Origin of the sequence: Bradyrhizobium sp. 153 (genome assembly GCF_023073835.1) — a bacterium.
GTDB lineage: Bacteria > Pseudomonadota > Alphaproteobacteria > Rhizobiales > Xanthobacteraceae > Bradyrhizobium.
The window spans coordinates 131,685-154,204 of sequence record NZ_JADPKH010000082.1; the positions used below are offsets into that span (position 1 = coordinate 131,685).

At 64.1% G+C, this 22,520-nt stretch carries 24 protein-coding genes; 15 read left to right on the forward strand and 9 right to left on the reverse strand.

Translation table 11 applies throughout. The features are described from left to right. The first annotated feature begins 20 nt into the window (after positions 1 to 20). The 5 genes from IVA91_RS19870 to IVA91_RS19890 all read left to right on the forward strand — a co-directional run bounded on the left by IVA91_RS19870 (position 21) and on the right by IVA91_RS19890 (position 5,170). Positions 21 to 830, forward strand: coding sequence for a crotonase/enoyl-CoA hydratase family protein (locus IVA91_RS19870; protein ID WP_247277895.1), 810 nt, complete (start codon positions 21 to 23; stop codon positions 828 to 830). Next, positions 827 to 2,710 carry a feruloyl-CoA synthase gene (locus tag IVA91_RS19875; protein ID WP_247277896.1) on the forward strand — a complete coding sequence of 628 codons (1,884 nt, stop codon included), beginning with the start codon at positions 827 to 829 and terminating at the stop codon, positions 2,708 to 2,710. The genes IVA91_RS19870 and IVA91_RS19875 overlap by 4 nt, the downstream gene beginning before the upstream one ends. A gap of 25 nt (positions 2,711 to 2,735) precedes the next feature. Then, on the forward strand, positions 2,736 to 3,497 hold the full coding sequence (locus tag IVA91_RS19880) for an SDR family NAD(P)-dependent oxidoreductase (RefSeq protein ID WP_247277897.1): 762 nt from the start codon (positions 2,736 to 2,738) through the stop codon (positions 3,495 to 3,497). Between the two features lie 10 nt (positions 3,498 to 3,507). Continuing rightward, positions 3,508 to 3,927 (forward strand): thioesterase family protein, encoded by a 420-nt coding sequence (locus tag IVA91_RS19885; RefSeq protein WP_247277898.1) that lies wholly within the window; start codon positions 3,508 to 3,510, stop codon positions 3,925 to 3,927. A 91-nt stretch (positions 3,928 to 4,018) separates the two neighbouring features. After that, a complete protein-coding gene (locus tag IVA91_RS19890) occupies positions 4,019 to 5,170 on the forward strand; it encodes an ABC transporter substrate-binding protein (protein WP_247277899.1) in 1,152 nt (383 codons plus the stop codon). A 188-nt stretch (positions 5,171 to 5,358) separates the two neighbouring features. On the opposite strand, the gene IVA91_RS19895 is transcribed toward IVA91_RS19890, so the two are convergent. Both IVA91_RS19895 and IVA91_RS19900 read right to left on the reverse strand, forming a co-directional pair. Beyond that, positions 5,359 to 6,087 carry a glutathione S-transferase family protein gene (locus tag IVA91_RS19895; protein ID WP_247277900.1) on the reverse strand — a complete coding sequence of 243 codons (729 nt, stop codon included), beginning with the start codon at positions 6,085 to 6,087 and terminating at the stop codon, positions 5,359 to 5,361. 35 nt (positions 6,088 to 6,122) lie between these two features. Continuing rightward, on the reverse strand, positions 6,123 to 6,383 hold the full coding sequence (locus tag IVA91_RS19900) for a hypothetical protein (protein WP_247277901.1): 261 nt from the start codon (positions 6,381 to 6,383) through the stop codon (positions 6,123 to 6,125). A gap of 113 nt (positions 6,384 to 6,496) precedes the next feature. Between IVA91_RS19900 and IVA91_RS19905 the strand changes: the two genes are divergently transcribed. Together IVA91_RS19905 and IVA91_RS19910 are read left to right on the forward strand one after the other, a co-directional pair. Then, the gene (locus IVA91_RS19905) at positions 6,497 to 7,195 is read left to right on the forward strand and encodes a YafY family protein (protein WP_247277902.1); all 699 of its coding nucleotides are present in this window, start codon (positions 6,497 to 6,499) and stop codon (positions 7,193 to 7,195) included. Positions 7,196 to 7,200: 5 nt separating this feature from the next. Beyond that, positions 7,201 to 7,524, forward strand: coding sequence for a YkgJ family cysteine cluster protein (locus IVA91_RS19910; protein WP_247277903.1), 324 nt, complete (start codon positions 7,201 to 7,203; stop codon positions 7,522 to 7,524). Here IVA91_RS19910 and IVA91_RS19915 read toward each other — a convergent pair. Continuing rightward, the gene (locus tag IVA91_RS19915; protein WP_247277904.1) at positions 7,521 to 7,931 is read right to left on the reverse strand and encodes a hypothetical protein; all 411 of its coding nucleotides are present in this window, start codon (positions 7,929 to 7,931) and stop codon (positions 7,521 to 7,523) included. The genes IVA91_RS19910 and IVA91_RS19915 overlap by 4 nt on opposite strands. Positions 7,932 to 8,121: 190 nt before the next feature. Continuing rightward, entirely contained in the window at positions 8,122 to 8,469 is a 348-nt protein-coding gene (locus IVA91_RS19920; protein WP_247277938.1) for a DUF3307 domain-containing protein, read from the reverse strand. Between the two features lie 403 nt (positions 8,470 to 8,872). Here IVA91_RS19920 and IVA91_RS19925 point away from each other — a divergent pair, with 403 nt between their 5' ends. The 4 genes from IVA91_RS19925 (at position 8,873) to IVA91_RS19940 (ending at position 12,725) form a co-directional block, all read left to right on the forward strand. Continuing rightward, a complete protein-coding gene (locus tag IVA91_RS19925) occupies positions 8,873 to 10,318 on the forward strand; it encodes a TAXI family TRAP transporter solute-binding subunit (RefSeq protein ID WP_247459093.1) in 1,446 nt (481 codons plus the stop codon). 123 nt (positions 10,319 to 10,441) lie between these two features. Continuing rightward, positions 10,442 to 10,660 carry a hypothetical protein gene (locus IVA91_RS19930; protein WP_247277906.1) on the forward strand — a complete coding sequence of 73 codons (219 nt, stop codon included), beginning with the start codon at positions 10,442 to 10,444 and terminating at the stop codon, positions 10,658 to 10,660. A gap of 160 nt (positions 10,661 to 10,820) precedes the next feature. Further along, a complete protein-coding gene (locus IVA91_RS19935) occupies positions 10,821 to 11,930 on the forward strand; it encodes a cyclic nucleotide-gated ion channel (protein ID WP_247277907.1) in 1,110 nt (369 codons plus the stop codon). A gap of 12 nt (positions 11,931 to 11,942) precedes the next feature. Beyond that, positions 11,943 to 12,725 carry an enoyl-CoA hydratase/isomerase family protein gene (locus IVA91_RS19940; RefSeq protein ID WP_247277908.1) on the forward strand — a complete coding sequence of 261 codons (783 nt, stop codon included), beginning with the start codon at positions 11,943 to 11,945 and terminating at the stop codon, positions 12,723 to 12,725. 73 nt (positions 12,726 to 12,798) lie between these two features. Here IVA91_RS19940 and IVA91_RS19945 read toward each other — a convergent pair whose 3' ends face one another. Further along, complete coding sequence (locus tag IVA91_RS19945; protein ID WP_247277909.1) at positions 12,799 to 13,443, reverse strand: glutathione S-transferase family protein; 645 nt, start codon at positions 13,441 to 13,443, stop codon at positions 12,799 to 12,801. An 89-nt stretch (positions 13,444 to 13,532) separates the two neighbouring features. On the opposite strand from IVA91_RS19945, the gene IVA91_RS19950 reads away from it, so the two are divergent. Both IVA91_RS19950 and IVA91_RS19955 read left to right on the forward strand, forming a co-directional pair. Continuing rightward, positions 13,533 to 14,513 carry a YafY family protein gene (locus IVA91_RS19950; protein WP_247277910.1) on the forward strand — a complete coding sequence of 327 codons (981 nt, stop codon included), beginning with the start codon at positions 13,533 to 13,535 and terminating at the stop codon, positions 14,511 to 14,513. 135 nt (positions 14,514 to 14,648) lie between these two features. Then, positions 14,649 to 14,897, forward strand: a complete 249-nt coding sequence (locus IVA91_RS19955; protein ID WP_247277911.1) for a hypothetical protein — start codon at positions 14,649 to 14,651, stop codon at positions 14,895 to 14,897. Positions 14,898 to 14,958: 61 nt separating this feature from the next. Here the strand turns inward: IVA91_RS19955 and IVA91_RS19960 are convergent, their stop codons facing one another. The 3 genes from IVA91_RS19960 to IVA91_RS19970 all read right to left on the reverse strand — a co-directional run bounded on the left by IVA91_RS19960 (position 14,959) and on the right by IVA91_RS19970 (position 17,895). Then, positions 14,959 to 15,906, reverse strand: coding sequence for a fatty acid desaturase (locus tag IVA91_RS19960; RefSeq protein ID WP_247277912.1), 948 nt, complete (start codon positions 15,904 to 15,906; stop codon positions 14,959 to 14,961). Between the two features lie 14 nt (positions 15,907 to 15,920). Then, positions 15,921 to 16,937 (reverse strand): alpha/beta fold hydrolase, encoded by a 1,017-nt coding sequence (locus IVA91_RS19965; protein WP_247277913.1) that lies wholly within the window; start codon positions 16,935 to 16,937, stop codon positions 15,921 to 15,923. A gap of 154 nt (positions 16,938 to 17,091) precedes the next feature. Continuing rightward, positions 17,092 to 17,895 (reverse strand): MBL fold metallo-hydrolase, encoded by an 804-nt coding sequence (locus IVA91_RS19970; protein WP_247277914.1) that lies wholly within the window; start codon positions 17,893 to 17,895, stop codon positions 17,092 to 17,094. A 185-nt stretch (positions 17,896 to 18,080) separates the two neighbouring features. Here IVA91_RS19970 and IVA91_RS19975 point away from each other — a divergent pair, with 185 nt between their 5' ends. Next, the gene (locus IVA91_RS19975; protein ID WP_247277915.1) at positions 18,081 to 19,280 is read left to right on the forward strand and encodes an MFS transporter; all 1,200 of its coding nucleotides are present in this window, start codon (positions 18,081 to 18,083) and stop codon (positions 19,278 to 19,280) included. 135 nt (positions 19,281 to 19,415) lie between these two features. Here IVA91_RS19975 and IVA91_RS19980 read toward each other — a convergent pair whose 3' ends face one another. Then, the gene (locus IVA91_RS19980; protein WP_247417199.1) at positions 19,416 to 21,029 is read right to left on the reverse strand and encodes an acyl-CoA synthetase; all 1,614 of its coding nucleotides are present in this window, start codon (positions 21,027 to 21,029) and stop codon (positions 19,416 to 19,418) included. 198 nt (positions 21,030 to 21,227) lie between these two features. On the opposite strand from IVA91_RS19980, the gene IVA91_RS19985 reads away from it, so the two are divergent. Next, positions 21,228 to 22,430 (forward strand): ABC transporter substrate-binding protein, encoded by a 1,203-nt coding sequence (locus IVA91_RS19985; protein ID WP_247277916.1) that lies wholly within the window; start codon positions 21,228 to 21,230, stop codon positions 22,428 to 22,430. Positions 22,431 to 22,520: the final 90 nt, after the last annotated feature.

Genomic DNA, 22,520 nt, shown 5'->3' on the forward strand with positions numbered 1-22,520 from the left:
CTATTCTGACAAGGACGCAAATGACACAGGGAAACGCCGAGACCGCTAAGGCGGGCGCCTCCGGGCTGTTGAGGATCGAGCGCGCGGACCGGGTTCTGACCGTGGGTCTGAACCGGCCGGCCAAGCGCAACGCACTCAATGACGGCATCATCCTGGAAATCGGCGAGTGTTTTGCGTCCCTGCCCGACGACATCGGCGCGGTCGTCATTCACGGCATCGGTGACCATTTCTCCAGCGGTCTCGATTTGTCCGAGCTGACCGAGCATGACGCGACCGGCGGCCTGCTCCATTCCCAGATGTGGCACCGGGTGTTCGACCGCATCCAGTATAGCCGCGTGCCCGTGATCGCCGCGCTCAGCGGGGCCGTGATCGGCGGCGGGCTGGAGCTCGCCTGCGCCGCGCACATCCGTGTCGCCGAGCCCTCGACCTATTTCGCCCTGCCGGAGGGGCAGCGCGGCATCTTCGTCGGTGGTGGCGGCTCGGTGCGCCTGCCGCGGCTGATCGGGGTCGCCAGGATGATGGACATGATGCTGACCGGCCGGGTCTATAGCGCGACCGAAGGCGCCTCCTACGGCTTTGCGCAATATCTGACGGATGCCGGTAACGGGCTCGGCAAGGCGTTGGAGCTTGCGACCAAGGTCGCCTCCAACGCGCCGCTGACGAATTTTGCCGTGCTCCAGGCTCTGCCGATGATCGCGGAGGCCAATCCGCAGACCGGCCTGCTCATGGAATCGCTGATGGCGACCGTCGCGCAGAGCGACAAAGAGGCCAAGCGCAGGATCCGCGAGTTCCTCGAACACAAGACCGCAAAGGTGAAGCCGAAGTCATGAGCGCGCAGCCGTCCTCTTCTAGCACGGAGCGCGGCGCGAGCACTTTCCCGCTGCGGCCCATCTCGTTCGGCGATCCCGTCGTCCATATCGAGCGCCGCGACGACGGCACGATCTATCTCAGGCCAAAGCAGCCGCTCGGCGACTATCCCCTCCGCATCACCGACCGCCTGCATCATTGGGCGAACACGACGCCCGACCGCGTCTTCATGGCCGAGCGCGAAGGCGGCCGCGGCTGGCGCAAGATCACCTATGCCGAGCTGCTCACGGCGAGCCGGCACATCGCATCAAGCCTGATCGCGCGCGGCCTGTCGGCGGAGCGGCCGGTCGTCATTCTCTCCGGCAATTCGATCGACCACGCACTGCTCGCCTTCGGCGCGTTCTATGCCGGCATTCCGTTCTGCCCGGTGTCGCCGGCCTACTCGCTGGTGTCAAAGGACTATGGCAAGCTGTCCTATCTGATGAAGCTGCTGACGCCCGGCCTCGTCTTCGCGGAGGATGCCGACAAGTTCGCGGGTGCGCTCGCCGCCAATGTCTCGCTCGGCACCGAGATCGCCGCGTCCTATGGCAAGGTGCCGGGCCGCGACGTCACCCTGCTCGCCGAGCTCATGGCCACGCCGATCCGCAGCGATCTCGACGGCGTCCACGGCAGGATCGGCCCCGACACGATCGCAAAGTTCCTGCTGACATCGGGCTCGACCGGCAATCCCAAGGCCGTCATCAACACCCAGCGCATGATCTGCGCCAACCAGGTGATGCTGCGCGAGACGCTCGCCTTCCTCAAGGACGAGCCGCCCGTCATCGTCGACTGGCTGCCCTGGAATCACACTTTTGGCGGCAACCACAATATCGGGCTGACGCTCTACAACGGCGGCTCGATGTATCTGGACGCCGGCAAGCCGGTGCCCGGCGGCATCGAGGAAACGGTGCGCAATCTCCAGGAGATTTCGCCGACGGTCTATTTCAACGTACCCAAAGGCTACGAATCGCTGCTGCCGTATTTGCGCGACGACCAGGGCCTGCGCGCAAAGTTCTTCGACCGGCTGCATGCGATGTTCTTCTCCGGCGCGGCGCTGTCGCCCTTCGTCTGGAACAGCCTCGACGAGCTCGCGGTGAAGGAGAAGGGCTATCGCGTGCCGATGCTGACCGGCTTAGGTGCCACCGAGACCGCGCCGTTCTTCATGTCGGTCAATCCGCGCACCAGCCGCTCCGGCCATGTCGGGCTCCCGGTGTCAGGCAATGACGCAAAACTGGTGCCGAACAACGGCAAGCTCGAGGTCCGCGCCAAGGGGCCGAACGTGATGCCCGGCTACTGGCGCCAGCCCGACATCAGCGCGAAGTCCTTCGACGAGGAAGGATTTTACAAGCTGGGCGACGCGCTCAAGCCCGCCGATCCCAACGATCTCAACGCCGGCTTCGACTTCGACGGGCGCGTCAGTGAAGACTTCAAGCTCGCCAGCGGCACCTGGGTCAGTGTCGGACCCTTGCGCGCGCGCTTCGTTGCGGCCTGCGCGCCGCTGGTGCGCGATGTCGTCATCGCCGGCATCAACCGTGACGAGATCTCCGCGCTCGTGGTGCTCGACCTCGACGGTTGCCGGCTGATCAATCCGACGCTGCCCGCCGACGATCTCGTCGTCGCTGCGCGCGACCGGCTCGTGCGCGAGGCGTTCCGCGAACGCCTGACGGGTTTCCTGTCTTCGGCGACCGGCTCCTCGACACGGATCACGCGCGCGATCCTGATGGACACGCCGCTCTCGATCGACAAGGGCGAGGTCACCGACAAGGGCTCGATCAACCAGCGCGCCGTGCTGGAGCATCGCGCTGCATTGATCGACGAGCTCTATGCTGCCAATCCATCGGACCGTGTGATATCGGTCGGGTAAGAAACCATCTCTATAGGAGAACGCCATGTTGTTGAAGGATCAGGCAGCCATCGTCACCGGCGGCGCATCGGGATTGGGCGCGGCGACCGCGCGAAAACTGGCGGCGCAGGGCGCCAAGGTCGCGGTGTGCGACCTCAATGCCAAGCTCGCGGAGACGGTTGCCGCCGAGATCAAGGGCGTGGCCGTGACCTGCGATGTTTCCGATGCCGCCTCGGCCGAGGCCGCCATCGCGCAGGCGACCAAGGCCCACGGCCCGGCCCGCGTGCTGGTCAATTGCGCCGGCATCGGCGTTGCAAAACGCGTGGTCGGCCGCGACGGTCCGATGGCGCTCGCCGATTTCGACAAGGTGATCAAGGTCAATCTGATCGGCACCTTCAATATGCTGCGCCTTGCCGCCGCCGAGATGTCCAAGCTCGAACCGCAGGCAACCGGCGAGCGCGGCGTCATCATCAACACCGCCTCGGTCGCCGCCTATGACGGCCAGATCGGCCAGTCCGCCTATTCGGCCTCGAAGGGCGGCATCGTCGGCATGACGCTGCCGATCGCGCGCGAGCTCGCACAATTCGGCGTCCGCGTGTTGACGATCGCGCCGGGCCTGTTCCTCACGCCGCTGCTCGCCAACCTGCCGCAGGAAGCCCAGGATTCGCTCGCCGCCGCGATCCCCTTCCCTCGCCGGCTCGGCAACGCCGACGAGTTCGCCGCGCTCGCGCTGCACATGGTCGAGAATGCGTATCTGAACGGCGAAGTGGTGCGCCTCGACGGCTCGCTGCGCATGGCGCCGAAATAAGGCGCGTCGCATGTTCGTGAACAGGCGCGACGTCCAGATCCAGTGGGGCGATTGCGACCCCGCCAATATCGTCTACTACCCGCGCTATTTCGCGATGTTCGACGATTCGACGTCGACCCTGTTCGAGGTCGCTGGATTCTCCAAACAGGATCTGGTCCGCAAATACGGCTTGGTGGGGATTCCCATGGTCGACACGCGGGCCAAGTTTTACATCCCCTCGACCTACGGCGACTGGATCACGATCGAGACCAGAATCGAGAGCATCAAGCGCTCGAGCTTCGAGGTGAAGCACAACGTCTACAAGGGTGACGCGCTGGCGATCGAGGGATTCGAGACCCGCGTCCTGGTCGGCCGCGATCCCGTTAACCCCGACAAGCTGAAATCGGCACCGTTCCCCGCGGAAATGGTTGCCAAATTCACGGGGAGTTAGAGCCCGGAGCTAAATCGCCGCATCACCAAAAGAGGGGGCTGAATTACCCCCCGATTTCTGCTTTCAAAGAAGAACGTAAAGGGAGGAATAGATGAAACGCTTTTACCTGACCGCTGCCATCACCGCGGCCGCGCTGGCGCTGCCGGCCCTGCCCGCGCAGGCTCAGACCAGCGAGATCACCATCGGCATCACCACCACCACGACCGGCCCGGGCGCTGCGCTCGGCATTCCCGAACGCAACGCGCTGGAATTCGTGCCGAAGGAGATCGGCGGCGTGCCGCTGAAGGTGATCGTGCTCGACGACGGCGGCGATCCCACCACCGCGACCACCAACGCCCGCCGCTTCGTGACCGAATCCAAGGCCGACATCATCATGGGCTCGGCGCTGACGCCGCCGACCATCGCGGTCTCCAACGTCGCCAACGAGGCCGGCATTCCGCATTTCGGCCTCGCGCCTTTCCCGATTACGCCGGAGCGCATGAAATGGTCGGTGGCGATGCCGCAGCCGATCCCGATCGTGGGCAAGGTGCTGTACGACCACATGAAGGCCAAGGGCGTGAAGACCCTCGGCTATATCGGCTATTCCGACTCCTATGGCGACCTCTGGTTCAACGACCTCAAGGTCCAGGCCGTGCCGATGGGCATCACCATCGTCGACGAGGAGCGCTTCGCCCGTCCCGACACCTCGGTGACCGGTCAGGTGCTGAAACTCGTCGCCGCCAATCCCGACGCGATCCTGGTCGGCGCCTCCGGCACCGCGGCCGCGCTGCCGCAGACCGAGCTGCGCGAGCGCGGCTATCAGGGCCTGATCTACCAGACCCATGGCGCGGCCAGCATGGACTTCATCCGCATCGCCGGCAAAGCGGCCGAGGGCGTACTGATGGCCTCGGGTCCCGTGATGGACCCGGAAGATCAACCGGACACCGCGCTGACCAAGAAGCCGGGCCTCGCACTCAACTCGGCCTATGAAGCCAAGTACGGTCCGAACAGCCGCAGCCAGTTCGCCGGCCATTCCTACGATGCGTTCGAGATCCTCAAGCGCATCATTCCGGCGGCATTGAAGACGGCCAAGCCCGGCACGCCGGAATTCCGCGAAGCGATTCGTCAGGCTTTGCTGACGGAGAAGGAATTGGCGGCAAGCCAGGGCGTCTACAACTTCACCGAAAAGGACCGCTACGGCCTCGACGACCGCTCGCGCATCCTGCTCACGGTGAAGAACGGCAAGTACTCGCTGGTGAAGTAGCCACGGCGAAGGTTTCGCAACGAGAAGAGCCGGCCCAAGGGGCCGGCTCTTCTGTTTTACGGTTGAGGTAGGCAGCAGCATCGACGCCGCGCAAAAAGCCCGGCAGCGGGAATCACTCCCGCACATCCAATTATGCAAAGCTCTCGCAAGCGGGAGAGGTGCAGCGAGCGATGGACGCGAATTGCGCCTCAAGCCGCCTGCCGCAACGGGGTCCAGGCGAACTCCGGATAATACGTGTCCATCATGCGGTCGACATAGGTCGTGAGGTTCGGAAATCCCTCGGCGCGCTTGCGCAAGGCCGATTCGAAGAACGGCGTCAGGATCCCGGCAAGTGCGCCGAAAGCGGTGGCATCGACGCCGCAGGGCCTGCTGCCCATCAGATACGACTTGTCGCCAAGCTGCACCGCGAGCGCGAACAGCGAGCGTACGGCGAGATCGACATCGTCGTCGGGCGCGTGGCGGCCCAACCCGGAGAGCAGATAATTCTCGGCAACACGGAATTGCGCGTCCTCGCGCAGCTTCTCACGGCTATGTTCGGGCGCGCCGTCGAAGAAATGCGACGGGCCCTTGGCGAAATTGACCGGATCGACCCAACGCGCCCCGACCAGCGCCCAATAGACGTGGTGCTCGATCATCCGCTCGAACGCCCAGGCCTGTGCGCGCTCGGTCAGCGACAGGCCGGCGTCGAAATCGAAGCCGTAGCGCCGCTCGATATGGGCGCGGATGAAGGTGGAATCGGCCACCGCCTCGCCGCCGTCGTCGATGAAGGGCAGCTGCCCCTTGGGCGAAGCGGGCGGCATCGCGCGCTCCTTCCGGTAGGGCAACCCCGCCATCTTGAGCTGCACCTCCGTCTTGGTGACGAAGGGGCTGATTTCCGGCAGGCCGAAGCCGGTGCCAAAGCCGTAAAGCGTGATCATGAAACCTCTCCTGAACCTACCGAAACTGACGGAACCTATCTGCCCGCTGCTGCCACCATGGTGGCAGCAGCCGTGATATCTTCTGCGAAACGGGCCCCCTGCCAGGCGCGGCCCATGATGTGGTGGACGAGCGCGTCCGCAGCCTGGATCAGCGAGCGTGCCACCACGCTTGCGAACGCAAATCGGAGGTCAGCAGCCATGAGATCGAACGAGACGAGGCGGCTAAGCCCCCGGGCCTGCCACATCTGGGCGCGCCACAGCGGACTGGCCGAGCCGAAATGGGTTGGAATGATCATGGACAAATCCTCTTCAGTCGACGTGTTGTCCCGGTATAGAACTCCCCTGCTGCCAACATCCTGTCAGCAGCCGCGCGCCGCCTTTTGAAAAGACCAGGAACAAGAGACCAGTCATGAGACGTGCCGACCGGCTGTTTCAGATCATCCAGGTGCTGAGGCGTACGCGTAAACCGCTCACGGCGGACGCGATCGCGGCCGAACTCGAGACTTCGAAGCGCACCATCTATCGCGACATCGCAACGCTCATCGGCCAGCGCGTGCCGATTCGCGGCGAAGCCGGCATGGGCTACATCCTGGAAAAGGGTTTCGACTTGCCGCCGCTGATGCTGACGCCCGACGAGATCGAGGCAGCAGTGCTGGGCGCGCAATGGGTCGCGGGCCACGCCGATTCCGCGCTGGCGCGCGCCGCCGAAGATTTGATGGCCAAGATCGCCGACACCGTCCCCGAGCGCCTGCGTCCCTTCGTGCTGGAGCCGGCGAGCCGCGCGCGGCCAAGCTGGAACAGGGAGCCGGACCGCCTCGACATGGCGCGCACGCGCACCCAGATCCACGAAGGCAAGAAGATCATGTTGCGCTATCGCGACGAGCAGGGCCGCCCCAGCGAGCGTATGATCTGGCCGATTTCGGTCGGCTATCTCGAAGCCGTGCGCCTGCTCGCGGCTTGGTGCGAGCTGCGCAGCGACTTCCGCAGCTTCCGCACCGACCGCGTGGTGGAGGCAACCTATCTCGACGAAAAATATCCGGAGCGGCGCGACGTGCTGCGCGCAAGATGGCGGCAGAGCCTGGTCTGGGGTCCGCCAAAGGACACGTGACCACGATGGAACAGACCTCGCCGCTCGATCCGTCGAGCTGTTGCCAGAGTTGCGGTGCTTGCTGCGGCTATTCGGCGAACTGGCCGCGCTTCTCGATCGAGAGCGACGAAGAGCTTGCAGCTATTCCGGAGGCGCTCGTCAACGCGCGCCAATCCGGCATGCGCTGCGAGGGCGATCGCTGCTCGGCGCTGAAGGGAGAGATCGGCACGGCGACGGCATGCGGCATCTACGCGGTGCGGCCGGAGGTGTGCCGCACCTGCATGCCGGGCGACGCCGAATGCACGATGGCGCGGCGGAAATTCGGGCTTCCAGCGCTAGAGGCCGTCTAAGCCGGAACGGCTACGCCGATCTCGTCGCTGATCTCGTCATCGAGCTCGTCCTCGAGCGGGGCCAGCACCGAGAGCGGCTTGGTCGACAGCGTGATCGGCTTGCGCCCCCCCGACAGCGACGGCGAGGATTTCGCGGCGCCTGCGCGCGACAGCGCATAGAGCGTCGAACCGACACGGCCGCCGTTCTCGATCAGGTCGCGCTCGCTACAGCTTGCAGCGATCGCGAGCGCCAGCGAATGCAGGTGGCTGCGGCGATAGCAGAACAGCGCCAGCCTGGCGCGCGCGTCAGGGGAAACACTCTCAACCAACCTGGGCAGGCCACTCTCGCTGGCGCGGTACATCTCGCCAAGGAGCTCGTCGCGGACCGGGCAGAAATCGCTTTCAAAGGTGTCGCGGCTTGAAAACATTGCAGTTCTCCCTCGTGTACGGAAGATGCCGCGCAATTCTCTAACGAAAGGTTAACCACTCTGCCCGGTAGTCACCCGGGGTCCTTGCGCCCTGGCCGCGAATCACGGGAACGCGACTGCCGCCACAGCGGCATGGCCGGGGCTTTTTGATGCCGGTCAGGAATTGCCCCGCATCGCGCTAAGCCCGGCCTCAGTTCGCCGCCATGAAGATGGAGAGCCCGAAGCCGGTGAGGTGATGCAGTGCTTGGTCGACGCCGATCAGGGTCCAGAACCAGGGGTGCGCCATGTCGACACCGAAATTTGCCGAGACCAATCCCTTGGCGCGGTCGATCGTGATGTGGATCACGAAATCGATGAACGCCACGAACCAGAATTTCGGGGCCACGATCAGGATCAGCGGCAATGCAACCGCAAGGTGAACGAGGCAGTGCACCAAAAGCGGTAGGGCCCAGCCGTGCTTCTGGTCCTTGCCCTGCGCCATCCAGGCGGTCTGGAGGACGAAATCGGCGATGATGTGCTTGAAGGTGAGCAGCAGCATCCAGCCAATGAGCGCTTCAACCGGAACCGCCGATGACATGGGTGGAAACGACAAGCTGACGCCCTTCATTGACGTGACAAGAAAAATTGGAGCGTTCAGCGCAACTTCTTCTTGGACCGGTCAAACGGCCGGGACCTCTGATTTATGACATCTCCCGCGGCGGAATGCAGCCGGGGGGAACCGGAAAATCGTCAACTGTGGCTAACTGGTGATAGATGACCAATCGCCGCGGTGGCGCCGGGTAAGGTTACCTACGGCTCGAAATTTGCATTCCGCGACCTTGGCGCTATCATTGGCGGTAGAGAAATACGTTCTTTTTTCAGGCGTTTACGAATTACAGGCGCCCGCTGCGCTTCCCGTCCACGCGCCGCCGCCAGCCAAAGAATAAGGCCGGAGTGCTGCCATGAGTGCTGAAGGCCCCACCGCATCACCGATCGAGCCGCTGCCCCGGCGCCCCAAAGTGATCAAGACCAACCAGCAGCAGGTCTTCCTCTACGTCGTGCTGACTCTGCTGCTGTCGCTTGCCACCGTCTGGGCCGGCCGCACGTTGGTGCACAATTCGGAAACGCTGACCTTTGCCGTCGGCGGCCCCAACAGCGACGAGGCGCTGTTCGCGGCCAAGCTCGCCGCTCTCCTGAAGAACAACGCCTCGCGCTTTCGGATCAAGATTGTCAACAATGCGGACAACGGCAAGGCAATCGCGCAGTTCGATCGCAAGCAGGCCGACCTCGCCGTGTTGCGCACGGACGCGAAAGTGCCGCTGCGGGCGCGCACGCTTGCGATCCTCGAGCACGATCTCGTGCTCCTGCTTGGTCCCGGCAACAAGAAGATCAAGTCGCTCGCCGAGTTGAAAAAGAAGAAGGTCGCGGTCCTCGCCGAGAACGAATCCTCGCTCGCCTTCGTCCGCAGTGTTCTCGACGTCCCCGACGGCCCCGATGCCACGAAAATCCAGATGGCGCCGCAGGGCGCAACGCTCGACAAGCTGTTTGCCCCGACAAATGGCTTTGGCGCGGTGATTGCCATCGTCCACGCCTCCAGAGCTGTCAGGGACAGGTCCTATGAGCAGGTCGCCAAGCGCGGCGGCTTCACGCTCAACGCGATCGACGAGGCCAAGGCGCTGGCGCGCAAATTCCCGGGCATTTCCGACGAGACGCTGACAGCGGGCACGTTGTCGGCGTCCCCGCAAATTCCCGAGGACGATCTCGATACCATCGGGCTCGAATGGCTCCTGGTCGCACAATCCAGGATGTCGCCGACCACCGCAGGCGAGCTCGCGCGCATCGTCTACGAGAACAAATCCGCGCTCGGGCTCGAGAACGGCTTTGCCACCAGGATAGAGCCGGCCTCTGTCGAGAAGGACGCCTTCGTGATCGCGCATCGGGGCGCCGCCGATTACATCAACGACGACACCAAGTCGTTCATGGATAAGTACAGCGACCTGATGTATCTGGGCGCCGGCGCGCTCAGCATCATCGGCTCGATCTTCGCTGCGATCTACGCCAAGATCACGAGGATCGCGCCGGAGAAGGCCAGCGAGCTCTCCACCGCCATTCTCGACATCGGCGAGCGGATCGAGCACGCCCATTCGCTGGATCAGCTCGAGTGCCTCCAGGACGAGTTGGAGAGCATCTTGCGCGGGGCCGTCATTGGACTCAGAGATGGTACGATTAGCACCGACGGGCTCGATACCTTCAAGCTGGGCTATGAGCTCGTCCGCGACGAGATCGGGATGCGCCGCGACTATCTGAAACGTCATGCGAGCGAGAATGAACAGGCCGCCCGCGATGCCGGCTCGCCCCAGCACGACGACAGCAATGTCGTGGTGGTCAAGACTGCCCAGAGCGCCTGATCCGCGGGTTTGATGCCCTCAGCTCGGGCTGACGGACGTCTTGCCCGGGAGTCGACGGCCGGAACTCAGGAACCGTCACCAGCCACAACCGTTGGCTCCCGGATTGCAACCGGAGAACGCGCCATGCGTACACTCCTCGTCATCTTCCTGCTGGGAATGCTGGCGGCGGTTGGCTATTTCGCCTATTCCGCCATGGCGGTCGAAGGCGAGCCGATCCCGACGGAAGGCTATTGGGCCCTCGCGCTGGGGGCCGGATTTTCCGTCGTCGTCGGCGTTGGCCTGATGGTGCTGCTGTTTTTCAGCAGCCGCCGCGGCTACGACGAGCCACCGCATTTCAGGTAGCGTCTCGGCCTGGCGCTCCGCCAGGCACCTTACCCGCCTTCACTGTCCGCCCCCGACGACGCTGCGGCCCGAGGCCGTCGTTGACGGCCTAGGCCCGGGCGGGCACTTTGGCCCTGAAGTCCCAGCCGGGACCACGAGCCAGAACCGAGCCGCCTTCCCCATGTCCAAGCCGCTGATCTCCGCTCTGGCCCAGTTTGCGGCCGCCACGGCCGGCCGCAACATGACCAAGGCGGCCTATGTGGCCGTCGGCGTTGGCGTGCTCAGCATGGTGCTGCTGACGGACAATCCGGCTTATGAGGCGTCGCGCCGCTGGGTCGATATCCTGCTGTGGGCCTGCCTCCTCTATTTCGTATTCGAATGGCTGGTCCGGCTGCGCCATATGACGCGGCAGGGGCGGCTTTCGCTCTACATGTCGTCCTCGGCCGGCATCGTCGACGCGGTCGGAGCGCTGGCCGTGCCGACTGCGCTGGTTCTCGGCGTCGAGCCGAAGACCGCATGGCTGCTCAGCGTGCTCTGGGTGCTGAAGGTGGTGCCGGGCATTCCGGGCTTGCGACAGCTGCGCCGCGTGCTGGTGCTGGAATCGGGACCGCTGATCAGCGTGCTCGTGATCTTCTTGATGGTGATCTTCCTCGCCTCGGTCGCCGAATATTTCCTGGAAAGGGACGTGCAGCCGCAGACGTTTGGCAGCGTCCCTGCCGCGCTATGGTGGGCCGTCGCCACACTGACGACGACGGGCTATGGCGACGTCGTGCCGATCACTCCGCTCGGACGCATGGTGGCGGCGCTGGTGATGATCTCCGGCCTCGGCGTGTTCGGGCTGTGGACCGGTATTCTGGCGACCGGCTTTGCCGCGGAGACCAGGCGCGACAATTTCCTCAAGACCTGGGAAGCCGTCAGCAAGGTGCCGTTCTTCGCGGCGCTCGGGCCTGCGGCCATCGCCGACGTCACCCACATGCTGCGTACCATGGAGCTGCCAGCACGCACCATAGTCATCCGCAAGGACACGCAAGGCGACTGCATATATTTCATCGCCGCCGGCGAGGTCGAGGTCGACCTGCCCGGCAAGAAGGTGCAGCTCGGCGAGGGCGCCTTCTTCGGTGAGATGGCGCTGCTCGGCAACAACAGGCGCGGCGCCAATGTCTCGACCACGAAAGTGTCGCGGCTGTTGGTGCTCGACCTCGTCGATTTCCGCGTGCTGATGGCGCGACATCCCGAGCTCGCCGAAACCATCGACGCCGAGGCGAAGCGGCGCGCGCTCGAAAACACATGAATGGAGACAAGAATGTCGGACGCAGCCGACGCGACCAGCCCCGTGCTCGAAATCACTGGCGCACGCGCCACCATCCGCCTCAACAGACCAAAGCATCTCAACCGGCTCCAGGCGGAGGATCTTGGCGAACTGGTCAAATTGTTCGACCGGATCGAGAGCGATCCTGATATCCGCGTGCTGGTGCTCACCGGCACCGGGCGCGCCTTCTCCGCGGGCTACGATCTCAACTCGGTGGCGGAACGCGCTGTCAGCGCCCAGGAGCAGCAGAGCGCGGGCTCGGCGTTCGAGGCGGTCGTCAATCGGCTCGAGGATTTGGGCGTACCGACGATCTGCCGGCTCAACGGCGGCGTCTATGGCGGCTCGACCGACCTCGCGCTGGCCTGCGATTTCCGCATCGGCGTCGACACCGCCGAGATGTTCATGCCGGCGGCGCGGCTCGGGCTGCATTATTACCCGAGCGGCATCAAGCGCTACGTGACCCGGCTCGGCGCCGATAATGCCAAGAAACTGTTTCTGACCGCGCAGAAGATCAGCGCTCCCGAAATGCTGCGCATCGGCTATCTCACTGCCGTGGAGCCGCTGGAATTCCTGGACGAGGAGGTCGACAGGCTCGCCACTATCCTCGCCGGCAACGCGCCGCAGGCGATGCGCGGCATGAAGCGCGCCATCAACGAATTCGCTCGCGGGGAGCTGGACGAAGCCGCCGCCGACCAGCGTCACCGCGACAGTATGCGCGGCGACGAGATCAAGGAAGGCATCAAGGCGTTCGCGGAGAAGCGGCCGCCGCGGTTTTGAGAGCTTGTGGGGGACGATGCCGCCACATATTGCATTGTCGTCCCGACCAGCGCGCCTCGGGCGCGCGACCCTATCATCCTCCAGCGGCCGCCGCATGCTGCGCGGCCATCTCCTCATCCGCCGCATTGATGCGCTGGAACGCAGGCCGCGATGTCATGCGCTCGGCATAGCGGACGAAAACGTCCTTCTTCGGCACGATACCGAACATCATGGTCCAGCTTAACGCGACGCCCCACAGCACGTCCGCCGCCGTCATGCGCTCGCCGAGCAGATACGGCCCCTTCGCCAGCTGCGCCTCGAGCGCGCCCAGCATGGTGTCGTAATCGGCATAGGGCGATTGCGTGATCGGCGCCGGCTCGCGCTGCATGAACTTGTCGATGAGGGCCGGCTCGAAGGATGAGCCGTAATAGGCAATCCAGCGCAGGTAAGGCCCGCGCAGCGGATCGTTCAACGCGGGCGTCAGCCCCGCCTGCGGGAAGAGATCGGCGAGATAGATGGTGATCGCGACCTGCTCGGTCACAAGCGCCTCGCCGTGGCGGACCGCGGGCACCTTGCCGAGCGGGTTGATGGCGAGATAGGCGGGCTTGCGCTGCTCGCCGGCTTTCATGTTGAGGACATGGAGATCATAGGGCGCGCCCAACTCCTCCAGCAACACCCGCGTGCCGGTGGCGCGGCTCTGGGGCGAATAGTACAGCGTGATGCGGTTCGCATCGGTCATGGCGGGTCTCCCATCTGGCCTTTTGGCTATAGCGCAGCTTGTAGCGGATCATACCTGACATCTTGTGTCAGGTATGATCTAAGGAGATCATGCGCGCGAGCCGGATGTTGTCGATCCTCACCACCCTCCAGGCCAAGGGGCAGGTCACCGCGCCCGAGCTCGCGGAAGCCTGCGAGGTGTCGGTGCGCACGATCTATCGCGACATCGATGCGCTCGCCGCGTCCGGCGTGCCTGTCTACGCCGACCGCGGCGCGGAGGGCGGCTATCGCCTGCTTGACGGCTATCGCGTGCGGCTGAACGGACTGTCGCAAAGCGAGGCAGGCGCGCTGTTCCTGGCGGGATTGCCGGGCCCGGCCGCGGCGCTGGGGTTCGACGCCGCGATGATCGCCGCGCAGAACAAGTTGATGGCGGCGCTGCCCGCGAATCTGCGCGACGACGCCGGGCGGATGCAGGAGCGATTTCACCTGGACGCGCCGGGCTGGTTCGGCGAGGCCGAAGACCCAAAGCATCTGCGCGCCATCGCTGGCGCAGCGTTGCGGGGGACGCTGATCAAGATCCGCTACCAAAGCTGGCGCGCAGAGAAGCAACGCCGCGTCGCTCCGCTCGGCCTCGTGCTGAAGGGCGGCAGCTGGTATCTCGCAGGGCAAGTCGACGGCAATGTGCGCACCTATCGCATCGCGCGGGTGCTCGACTGCACGGCGCTCGACGATCGCTTCGATCGTCCCGCCGGGTTCGATCTCGCTTCCTACTGGCAGGCCGCGACACTTCGTCTCGAGGCCGAGATGCACCCCAATGTGGCGATTGTCCGGCTGTCGCCATTCGGCGTCAAGCTGCTGGACGCGTTGAGCCAGCCTTACGTCAAGGCACGCACGCAGCTTGAAGAGACCGCCGACGCAGACGGCTGGCGCATCGCCAAGGTCCCGATCGGCAAGACGTCATGGCATGCCGCGGCCGAACTGCTGCGGTTGGGCCCCGAGGCCGAAGTGCTAGAGCCCGCCGATCTCCGCGACAAGATGATGGAGCTGACGCAGGCGATGGCCGCACGCTATCGCCTGGCGCGGAAAGCCTGACGGCGGCACATTTGCCGCGGCCCACGAAACAATCCTGAAACACGATTCTGAGCCAACGCCATGAACGCAATCGCGTCTCGGTCCGACCGAGATGCAGGGACACAACAATGGCACTGCGCCAAATGGAGAATGAAGATGTTTCGTAAGCTTGCACTTGGTCTGATCGCTGCCGGCTCGCTCGGCGTTGCCGCGCTCGCTCCCACCGCCGCCTCGGCCGGCGCCTTCCATCACCACTGGGGTCATCACCATTGGGGTCCCGGCTGGGGCTTTGGCGGCGTCTACGTCAACACCGGCGTCAGCAACTGCTACCAAGAGCGCCTCGTCCAGACCCGTCACGGCCTGCGCGTGCGCGTCGTGAATGTCTGCGCCTACGGGATCTACTGATACCTCGCATCGTCGACAGAGCCCCGATCGCTCCGCGATCGGGGCCTTTGCGTTGAGCTAGCTAGCCAACCTGCCGCTGCCGGCGAAACCAGGCCCAGGTCTCGCGCGTCGTTCTGATGTAGCCGCGGCCGCGATGGACAATCTCGCCATCGACGATCTCGTTCAGCTTCGGCAGCGCATGAAAGGGGATCGAGGGATAGGCGTGATGCTCGACATGATAGGGCATGTTCCACGCGAACCATTTGACGATCGCGCCGGTATAGGTCGTGCGGGTATTCTGGAAGGCGCTGCGGGTGCGGTCGCAGCCAGTATGCTCGGCGTAGAGATAGGGCCGCAGGAAGAACTGCCCGATTACGAGTGGGACGATCCAGACCCAGAGCAGCATGGCCGACGAGAGCCACAGCGACAGCGCAAACAACATCGCGTAGAGCGCGACATAGGCGCGCGCCTCGGCCATGATGATGGAGCGCTTGCTCTCGGGGATCCACGGCACGACGACCTTGCCGGTGATGGCATGGCCGAGCATCAGCCATAGCCGGCCGGCGACCTGAAGCAGGCCGCTATAGGCGATCGCGAGCTGGGTGTCGGATTTCGGCTTCACGCCGACAATCAGCTCGGGGTCCTTGTCCGGATCCTGGGTGTAGCGGTGGTGATCCCAGTGGAACAGGCAATAATATTCGTAAGGCAATCCAATGATGAAAGCCGAGAGATAGCCAATTGCGAGATTGAGGCCGCGGCTTTTGAAAGCGGTCTTGTGCGCTGTCTCGTGCACCGCCATGAACAGGAAGGCAACGACATAGCCCTGCACAGCCATCAACGGCAGCGCCCAAAGCACGCCATGGCGCGAGGCGACCATCCAGATCAGCATGCCCACCAGCACGATCGCGCCATAATGGCCGAGGCTCTGCGCCGCGCCCCTGAGGTCGGAGCGGACCGACAATTGGCGCAGCATCGCCGATGTCAGCGGCTTCAAGCGATGGCCGGGTTCTGAAACAATTGTGTCAGCCATGTCAGGATGCCTGCCTACCTGCTGAGAAGCGCTGCGATCTCGGCCTTGATGAAAGCCTGATCGCGCGGATTGTTGACGGGGTTGCCGGCGCGATGGCCGTGCAGCGACGGGATCGGATGCAACACCGCAGATTTCGCGCTGGTCAACCGGCCGAGCTCATCTTCGTTGTCGCGGACGTCGAAATAGCGATCGGTCGCACCCGGCATCAGCAACATATGGGCCTTGATCGCGCCGAGCGCGCGGCCGAAATCGCCACCGAATGCGGCGCAGCGGCTGACGTCGCCATTCTGCCAGATCTCGATCTGCGCCAGGAGATCGTTGGCGTCGCGTCGCGCAAAGGCGGCATCCCAGCCACGCACGAGATAATCTTCGAGCGAGGTGAAACCGGTGTCGCGCCAAATCTCGTCGCGATAGAAGCCGTGCGACATCGCCCAGCCGGCATAGACACGTCCCATCGCGCGGTAGCCGGCGACGGGCTTCTCGACGAAGCGGCCATCGCGGAAGGCGGGATCGGCGGTCAGGGCGGCCTTCACGCTTTCGAGAAAGACATGATTATAGGGCGCGCAGCGCGCGCTGCCGCAGACGATCGCTGCGCGCTCCACCATATCAGGGTGTAGCGCCGCCCAATGATAGGCCTGCATACCGCCCATCGACCAGCCATAGACCAGCGTGAGCTTCGAGATGCCGAAACATTCGGTGAGCAGCCGGTGCTGGACCGAGATCGCGTCGTGATAGGTGACCTTCGGGAACGGCGCGGCGGTATTCGACGGCGATGAGGACAGGCCGTTGCCGAACAGGTTCGGTATGATGATGAAGTAGCGCGTCGGATCGAGCACGCCGTCGGGCCCGATCAGCCATTCGGTGTCGACGTGCTGCGCGCTGAAAGAGGTCGGATAGAGGATGACGTTGTCCCTGGCCGGGCTCAGCGTTCCATAAGTCTTGTAGGCGAGCTTCAGCCCGGGAAAGACGGTGCCGGACTGGAGCGTGACGTCGCCGGCCTCGAATATCCCGTAGTCGCTCTCTGCCGTCATGGGCCAAACTCCCGCTCACGCATCGCAAGGCGCGCGGCGTTTTGCAATGCACCGATCATGCCGAATCCGCCAGCGCGCCATCGCCCGCGCTCAATAATTGTACTTATAGTACAGTTATTCTGGCGCGGCAAGCGCTCCCAAAACGGCATGTGGCTCAGGCGATGGCCGCCAGATAGCGTGCGACCGAGGTAGCAAAAGCGGCCTTGGCGCCTGCGGCGACGTTGCGGCCCCACCAGGCGCCATAGATGCGGTCGAAGGCGAGCGGCTCAACGGCAGATGCGATCCGCCGCACCGCGGCGGCGTTGAGCGGCATGTAGTTGGGGTAGGAATACATGAAGCTGACGAACCGGCGATCCATCGTCACCTGCGCGATATCGCCGGTGAGCAGCGCGCCCCTGCCGTCCGCACCGTGCCGCCAGTGCAGCACGGTGGCACCGGCGAAATGACCGCCGGTGCGCAGCAGCAGCACGTCGTCGGAGATGCGGTGGTAATCGCCGGTCCAGTGCACGATCGATGCATGCGGCCGCGTCACCCATTGGCGATCATCTGAGTGTAGATAGATCGGCACGCCGCCGAACGCCTCGCTCCAGTCGGCGAGCGCGCCATAATAATGCGGATGCGAGATCGCGATCGCCTTCAGTTCGCCGAGCGAACGCACATGCGCAATCGCCTCTGGTGTTGCCAGCGGTATGCAGTCCCACATCATGCAGCCGCCGCTGAGCGGGACCAGCAGCGCGCGCTGGCCGATGGCGAAGCTCGGCTCGAGCGAGAGGCCGGTCAGGCCGTGATCGTCGCGCCAGACGACGCGGTGGCGTTCTGCCAGCGCCTCGCGAGTCAGGAAACTTTGCCCTTTCCAGCCCACAAACTGCCGTTCGTCCTCGCAGATCGGGCAGGATGCGGGCGGATGTCCGCTGTCCGGAAATTGCGCGCCGCAGGTTTCGCAGGTCCAGAGTGGCATGGCCGAGATCCTGATCGAGACAGTCGCAAGTATGACATGACGTCGCGGTCATGCGATCGCAAGGGCGATCGGAACCAACGCGACGAGCGCAGGTTAGGTTCTGGTCCGCCCGGGCGCCCATGGGCCCGAACTCTCCGCCTCATGCGAGATCCTATTCGATCGGCAGCATTGCGTTCAGCGTCTCGATGACATCGCGCCCTTCACCGTCTCGTATCTGGCCCCTGTTCGCGCTCAACTTCTTCATGGCCGACATGCAGTCGGGCATCGGGCCGTTCGTCGGCGTCTTCCTCCAGGAGCGCGGCTGGGCGAGTGGATTGATCGGCACAGCACTGACGATCGGCAACGTCGCGGGCATGTTGATCACCACCCCGATCGGCGGCCTAATCGATTCCAGCCGCAACAAGCGCATGTGGGTCGTCATCCCCGGCATCTGCGTGGTGCTGGCATCTGCAATCATCCTGATCTCGCAAAATTTCTGGGCCGTCACCTTTTCCCAGGTCGCCCAATCGCTGGCGAGCGCCGCGATCGTGCCGGCGGTGACAGGCATCACGCTCGGCATCGCCAAGCAGAAGGGCTTCAACGCGCTCAACGGCCGCAACCAGGCATTCAACCACGCCGGCAACATGGTCGGCGCCGCGCTGTCGGGCTATCTCGGCTACAAGTTCGGCTATATCGCCGTGTTCGTGCTGGCGGCCATATTCGGCGCCATCGCGATCGCCTGCGTGCTGATGATTCCCGCCAAGGCGATCGATGATCGCGCCGCGCGCGGCAGCAAGGAGGACGACTCCAAAGCTCCGCCGGATGCGATGACGATGCTGCTCAAGCACAAGCCGCTGCTCGTGCTGGCACTCGCGCTCGCCCTTTTCCATCTCGGCAATGCCGCGATCGTGCCACTCTATGGACTTGCGGCAGTGGCCGACGGGCAGGCCAATGGCCCGAGCTTCGTCGCGACCACTGTCGTGATTGCGCAGGGCGTGATGATCGTGACCTCGCTGATCGCGATGAAGGCCGCGAGCAAGCGCAATTACTGGCCGGTGATCCTCATCTCCTTCATGTTCCTGCCCATCCGCGGCGTGCTTGCTTTCTTCGTCACGGGATGGTGGGGCGTCGTGCCAATGCAGGTGCTCGACGGCATCGGCACCGGACTCCAGACCGTTGCCGTCCCCGGCATGGTCGCGCGGTCCCTTAACGGAACCGGTCGCATCAATCTAGGCCAAGGCGCGGTAATCACGGTGCAGGGCGTCGGCGCGAGCTTCAGTCCCGCGCTCGGTGGCTGGATCGCGCAATGGATCGGCTACGGCCCGACGTTCCTCCTGCTCGGCGGCTTTGGGCTAGCCTCGATGGCGCTGTGGCTGGCGTTCGCCGCGACGGTGAAGAAGTATTGAGGGCGCATCTCCGCAATGACGATGTGGAAACGCTGTTGTTCCAAGGCTGACTGCGGAGTCGCGGGGCCCCCTCACCCGGGATTCTCTCTCTCAAATTTCCAGCTCTCCCCGCACATGGAGAGGCGAAAAGCGCGTTCATGTTGCAAAATTCTTCTGGATCGCCTTGTCGAGCGTGTCGCCGCCGACGAAACGCTGGCGCAGCTCCCGCTTGAGCAGCTTGCCGCTCGGATTCTTCGGCAAGCTATCCACGAAGATGACGCGCTTGGGGACCTTGAAATGCGCCATCTGGCCGGCGCAATGCTTGATGACGGACTCTTCGTCCAGCGTTTCGCCGTTCTTGACCACGATGATCGCGGTCACCGCCTCGATCCAGCGCGGATCGGGCAGGCCGACGACGGCGACCTCGGAGACAGCGGGGATGCGGTAGACCATTTCCTCGACCTCGCGGCTTGCGACGTTCTCGCCGCCGGTCTTGATCATGTCCTTGACGCGATCGACCACGGTGATGTGGCCCTCGTCGTCGACGGTAGCGAGATCGCCCGAGTGAAACCAGCCGCCTGAAAACGCCGCCGCGGTCTTCACCGGATCGTTGTAATAGCCGGAGAGCAGATGCGGCGAGCGGTGCACGATCTCCCCGACCTCACCCACCTTGACGTCCTCCATCGCAGTGTTGACCACCCGCGTCTCGACGTTGAGCACCGGCTTGCCGGCCGAGCCGGCCTTGCGCAGCTGATCCTCCGGTCGCAGCACGGTCGCGAGTGGCGCAATCTCGGTCTGGCCGTAGAAATTCCAGAATCTGACGTTGGGCAGGCGGCGCTGCAGTTCGAGCAGCACCTCCACCGGCATGATCGAGGCGCCGTAATAGCCCTTCTGCAAGCTCGACAGGTCGGTCTTGTCGAAATTCGGCGAGCGCAGCATCGCGATCCAGATCGTCGGCGGCGCGAAGAACGAGGTGATCTTGTGCGCCTGGATGTGCGCCAGGATGTTGTCGGCGGTCGGCTTGCCCGTGATCACGCCGGAAGCGCCGAGATAGATTTGCGGCCCCAGAAACACGTCGAGCTGGGCGCAATGATAGAGCGGCAATGCGTGCAGGAACTTGTCGTCCACGCTCATGCCGCCGTCGATGATGCAGCTGACATACTGCCACATCACGGCTTCATGGGTCAGCATCGCGCCCTTGGGCAGCGATTCCGTGCCGCTGGTGTAGACGATCTGCGCGAGATCGCGGCTGTCGACCGACGCGTCCAGGAACGAGCCGTCGGCATGCAAGAGATCATCGAAGGTGGTGAGGCCCGAAGGTGCCGTGGCCGGATCCTCGCCCGGCAAGCAGATCATCTTCTCGACGGCGCAATCCTTGGCGCTGGCCGCGCTCGCTTGCTCGACGAAATCAGGACCGGTTGCGAGCAGCCTTGCCCCAGAACTCTTCAGGATGAAGTTGATCTCGTCCGGATTGAGCATGAAGTTAACCGGCACCAGCACGGCGCCGATCCGTGCCACGGCAAAGCGCAGCGCCGCGAAGGCGTGCGAATTGCGCGAGAGCACGGCGAGACGGTCGCCTTTTTTGACGCCGAGACCGAGCAGGCCGCGGCCGAGCCGGTTGCAGATCGTGTCCATCTCGGCAAAGCTCCAGCTCACATTGCCGCAGCTCACCGCGAGCTTGTTCGGCTCGCGGCCTGCCGACCGGCGTAGGAGATCGCCGATGGAATGCTCGCGGGCTTTCGCGATGGTGGCTGCGGTATCGCTGGTCATTTCCGTCCCCTAATTTGCGATGGCGCAGAGGCCGGCCCGAACAGTGCATGCGCACGCTTCCCATGTTTGCGCAAACCGTAGTTGGCGCAATCGCCCGCGTCAATTCAGCCGACGAGCGCGGCGCCGTTACGCAAGAATTGGCACTTCAGAGAGGCAATCTGGGCTGGTGCACCAATTATAAATATCAGAGGAAATGCCATGTGCCGGATTATGCGTGCCGCTTTCGCGGCCGGACTCGCCGTGCTCGCGACCAGCTCGTCTTCTGCCCAGCAGGCACCGCTCAAGATCGGCGTGCTCTCCGACTTCTCCTCCGTCTATTCCGACATCGGCGGCATGGGGAACGTCGAGGCCACCAAAATGGCGATCGAGGATTTTGGCGGACAGATGTTCGGCAAGTCGATCGACCTGGTCTCGGCCGACGTGCTCAACAAGCCCGACGTTGCCTCCAGCATCGCCCGCAAATGGTGGGAGACCGAGGGCGTCGACATGATTATCGACCTGCCGACTTCGGCCACTGCGCTCGCGGTGATGGAGCTGTCGAAGCAGTACGAAAAGATCATGATCGTAACCGATGCGGCCAGCTCCGATATCACCGGGAAATCCTGCTCGCCTTACACCGCGCACTGGACTTACGACACCTATTCCAACGCCCATACCGTCGGCAGCGCCATCGTCAAGAACGGCGGCGACAGCTGGTTCTTTCTTACCGCGGACTACGTGTTCGGCCATTCCATCGAGCGCGACACCGGCGACGTGGTGAGGGCGGCTGGCGGCAAGGTGCTCGGCAGCGTCAAGCATCCGCTCAACACCGCGGACTTTTCGTCATTCCTGCTCCAGGCCCAGGGCTCCAAGGCCAAGATCATCGGCCTCGCCAATGGCGGCGGCGACACCATCAACGCGATCAAGCAGGCCGGCGAGTTCGGCATCGTCGCTGGCGGCCAGAACCTGGCTGCGATCGTGATGTTCATCTCCGACGTGCACAGCCTTGGCCTCAAACTCGCGCAGGGGCTGATCGTCACCGAGGCCTATTACTGGGATCTCAACGAGAGGACCCGCGCCTTCGGCAAGCGCTTCCTGGAGCGCGTCAAGCGCATGCCGACGATGAACCAGGCCGCGACCTACAGCGCCACGCTGCATTACCTCAAGGCCGTGCAGGCCGCGGGCACGAAGGACACCAAGACGGTCATGGCCAAGATGCGCGAGCTGCCGGTGCGCGACGCCTTCACCGACAACGGCGTGCTGCGAGAGGACGGCCGCATGGTGCACAGCATGTACCTGTTCCAGGTGAAGAAGCCGGAGGAATCGAAGGGGCCGTGGGACTACTACAAATTGCTCGCCGAGGTGCCCGCCGACCAGGCGTTTCGGCCGTTGAAGGACGGTGGCTGTCCGCTGGTGAAGTGAGGCTCGCGCGAGCATAGAACCCGTCGGTCGGCCTCAGTTGGTTCGCAGTGACGCTAAGGTCGGCCGCAGCGGTGCCGTCGCGGACCCCGC

Bases quoted from the DNA above. Each gene is read 5' to 3' on its own strand.
- IVA91_RS19950 (WP_247277910.1), top strand. From the start codon at position 13,533: ATGCGCGCGAGCCGGATGTTGTCGATCCTCACCACCCTCCAGGCCAAG.
- IVA91_RS19940 (WP_247277908.1), top strand. From the start codon at position 11,943: ATGTCGGACGCAGCCGACGCGACCAGCCCCGTGCTCGAAATCACTGGC.
- IVA91_RS19955 (WP_247277911.1), top strand. From the start codon at position 14,649: ATGTTTCGTAAGCTTGCACTTGGTCTGATCGCTGCCGGCTCGCTCGGC.
- IVA91_RS19895 (WP_247277900.1), bottom strand. From the start codon at position 6,087: ATGATCACGCTTTACGGCTTTGGCACCGGCTTCGGCCTGCCGGAAATC.
- IVA91_RS19905 (WP_247277902.1), top strand. From the start codon at position 6,497: ATGAGACGTGCCGACCGGCTGTTTCAGATCATCCAGGTGCTGAGGCGT.
- IVA91_RS19970 (WP_247277914.1), bottom strand. From the start codon at position 17,895: ATGCCACTCTGGACCTGCGAAACCTGCGGCGCGCAATTTCCGGACAGC.
- IVA91_RS19930 (WP_247277906.1), top strand. From the start codon at position 10,442: ATGCGTACACTCCTCGTCATCTTCCTGCTGGGAATGCTGGCGGCGGTT.
- IVA91_RS19910 (WP_247277903.1), top strand. From the start codon at position 7,201: ATGGAACAGACCTCGCCGCTCGATCCGTCGAGCTGTTGCCAGAGTTGC.
- IVA91_RS19890 (WP_247277899.1), top strand. From the start codon at position 4,019: ATGAAACGCTTTTACCTGACCGCTGCCATCACCGCGGCCGCGCTGGCG.
- IVA91_RS19925 (WP_247459093.1), top strand. From the start codon at position 8,873: ATGAGTGCTGAAGGCCCCACCGCATCACCGATCGAGCCGCTGCCCCGG.
- IVA91_RS19880 (WP_247277897.1), top strand. From the start codon at position 2,736: ATGTTGTTGAAGGATCAGGCAGCCATCGTCACCGGCGGCGCATCGGGA.
- IVA91_RS19875 (WP_247277896.1), top strand. From the start codon at position 827: ATGAGCGCGCAGCCGTCCTCTTCTAGCACGGAGCGCGGCGCGAGCACT.
- IVA91_RS19870 (WP_247277895.1), top strand. From the start codon at position 21: ATGACACAGGGAAACGCCGAGACCGCTAAGGCGGGCGCCTCCGGGCTG.
- IVA91_RS19975 (WP_247277915.1), top strand. From the start codon at position 18,081: ATGACATCGCGCCCTTCACCGTCTCGTATCTGGCCCCTGTTCGCGCTC.
- IVA91_RS19935 (WP_247277907.1), top strand. From the start codon at position 10,821: ATGTCCAAGCCGCTGATCTCCGCTCTGGCCCAGTTTGCGGCCGCCACG.
- IVA91_RS19980 (WP_247417199.1), bottom strand. From the start codon at position 21,029: ATGACCAGCGATACCGCAGCCACCATCGCGAAAGCCCGCGAGCATTCC.
- IVA91_RS19885 (WP_247277898.1), top strand. From the start codon at position 3,508: ATGTTCGTGAACAGGCGCGACGTCCAGATCCAGTGGGGCGATTGCGAC.
- IVA91_RS19965 (WP_247277913.1), bottom strand. From the start codon at position 16,937: ATGACGGCAGAGAGCGACTACGGGATATTCGAGGCCGGCGACGTCACG.
- IVA91_RS19915 (WP_247277904.1), bottom strand. From the start codon at position 7,931: ATGTTTTCAAGCCGCGACACCTTTGAAAGCGATTTCTGCCCGGTCCGC.
- IVA91_RS19920 (WP_247277938.1), bottom strand. From the start codon at position 8,469: ATGCTGCTGCTCACCTTCAAGCACATCATCGCCGATTTCGTCCTCCAG.
- IVA91_RS19960 (WP_247277912.1), bottom strand. From the start codon at position 15,906: ATGGCTGACACAATTGTTTCAGAACCCGGCCATCGCTTGAAGCCGCTG.
- IVA91_RS19900 (WP_247277901.1), bottom strand. From the start codon at position 6,383: ATGATCATTCCAACCCATTTCGGCTCGGCCAGTCCGCTGTGGCGCGCC.
- IVA91_RS19985 (WP_247277916.1), top strand. From the start codon at position 21,228: ATGTGCCGGATTATGCGTGCCGCTTTCGCGGCCGGACTCGCCGTGCTC.
- IVA91_RS19945 (WP_247277909.1), bottom strand. From the start codon at position 13,443: ATGACCGATGCGAACCGCATCACGCTGTACTATTCGCCCCAGAGCCGC.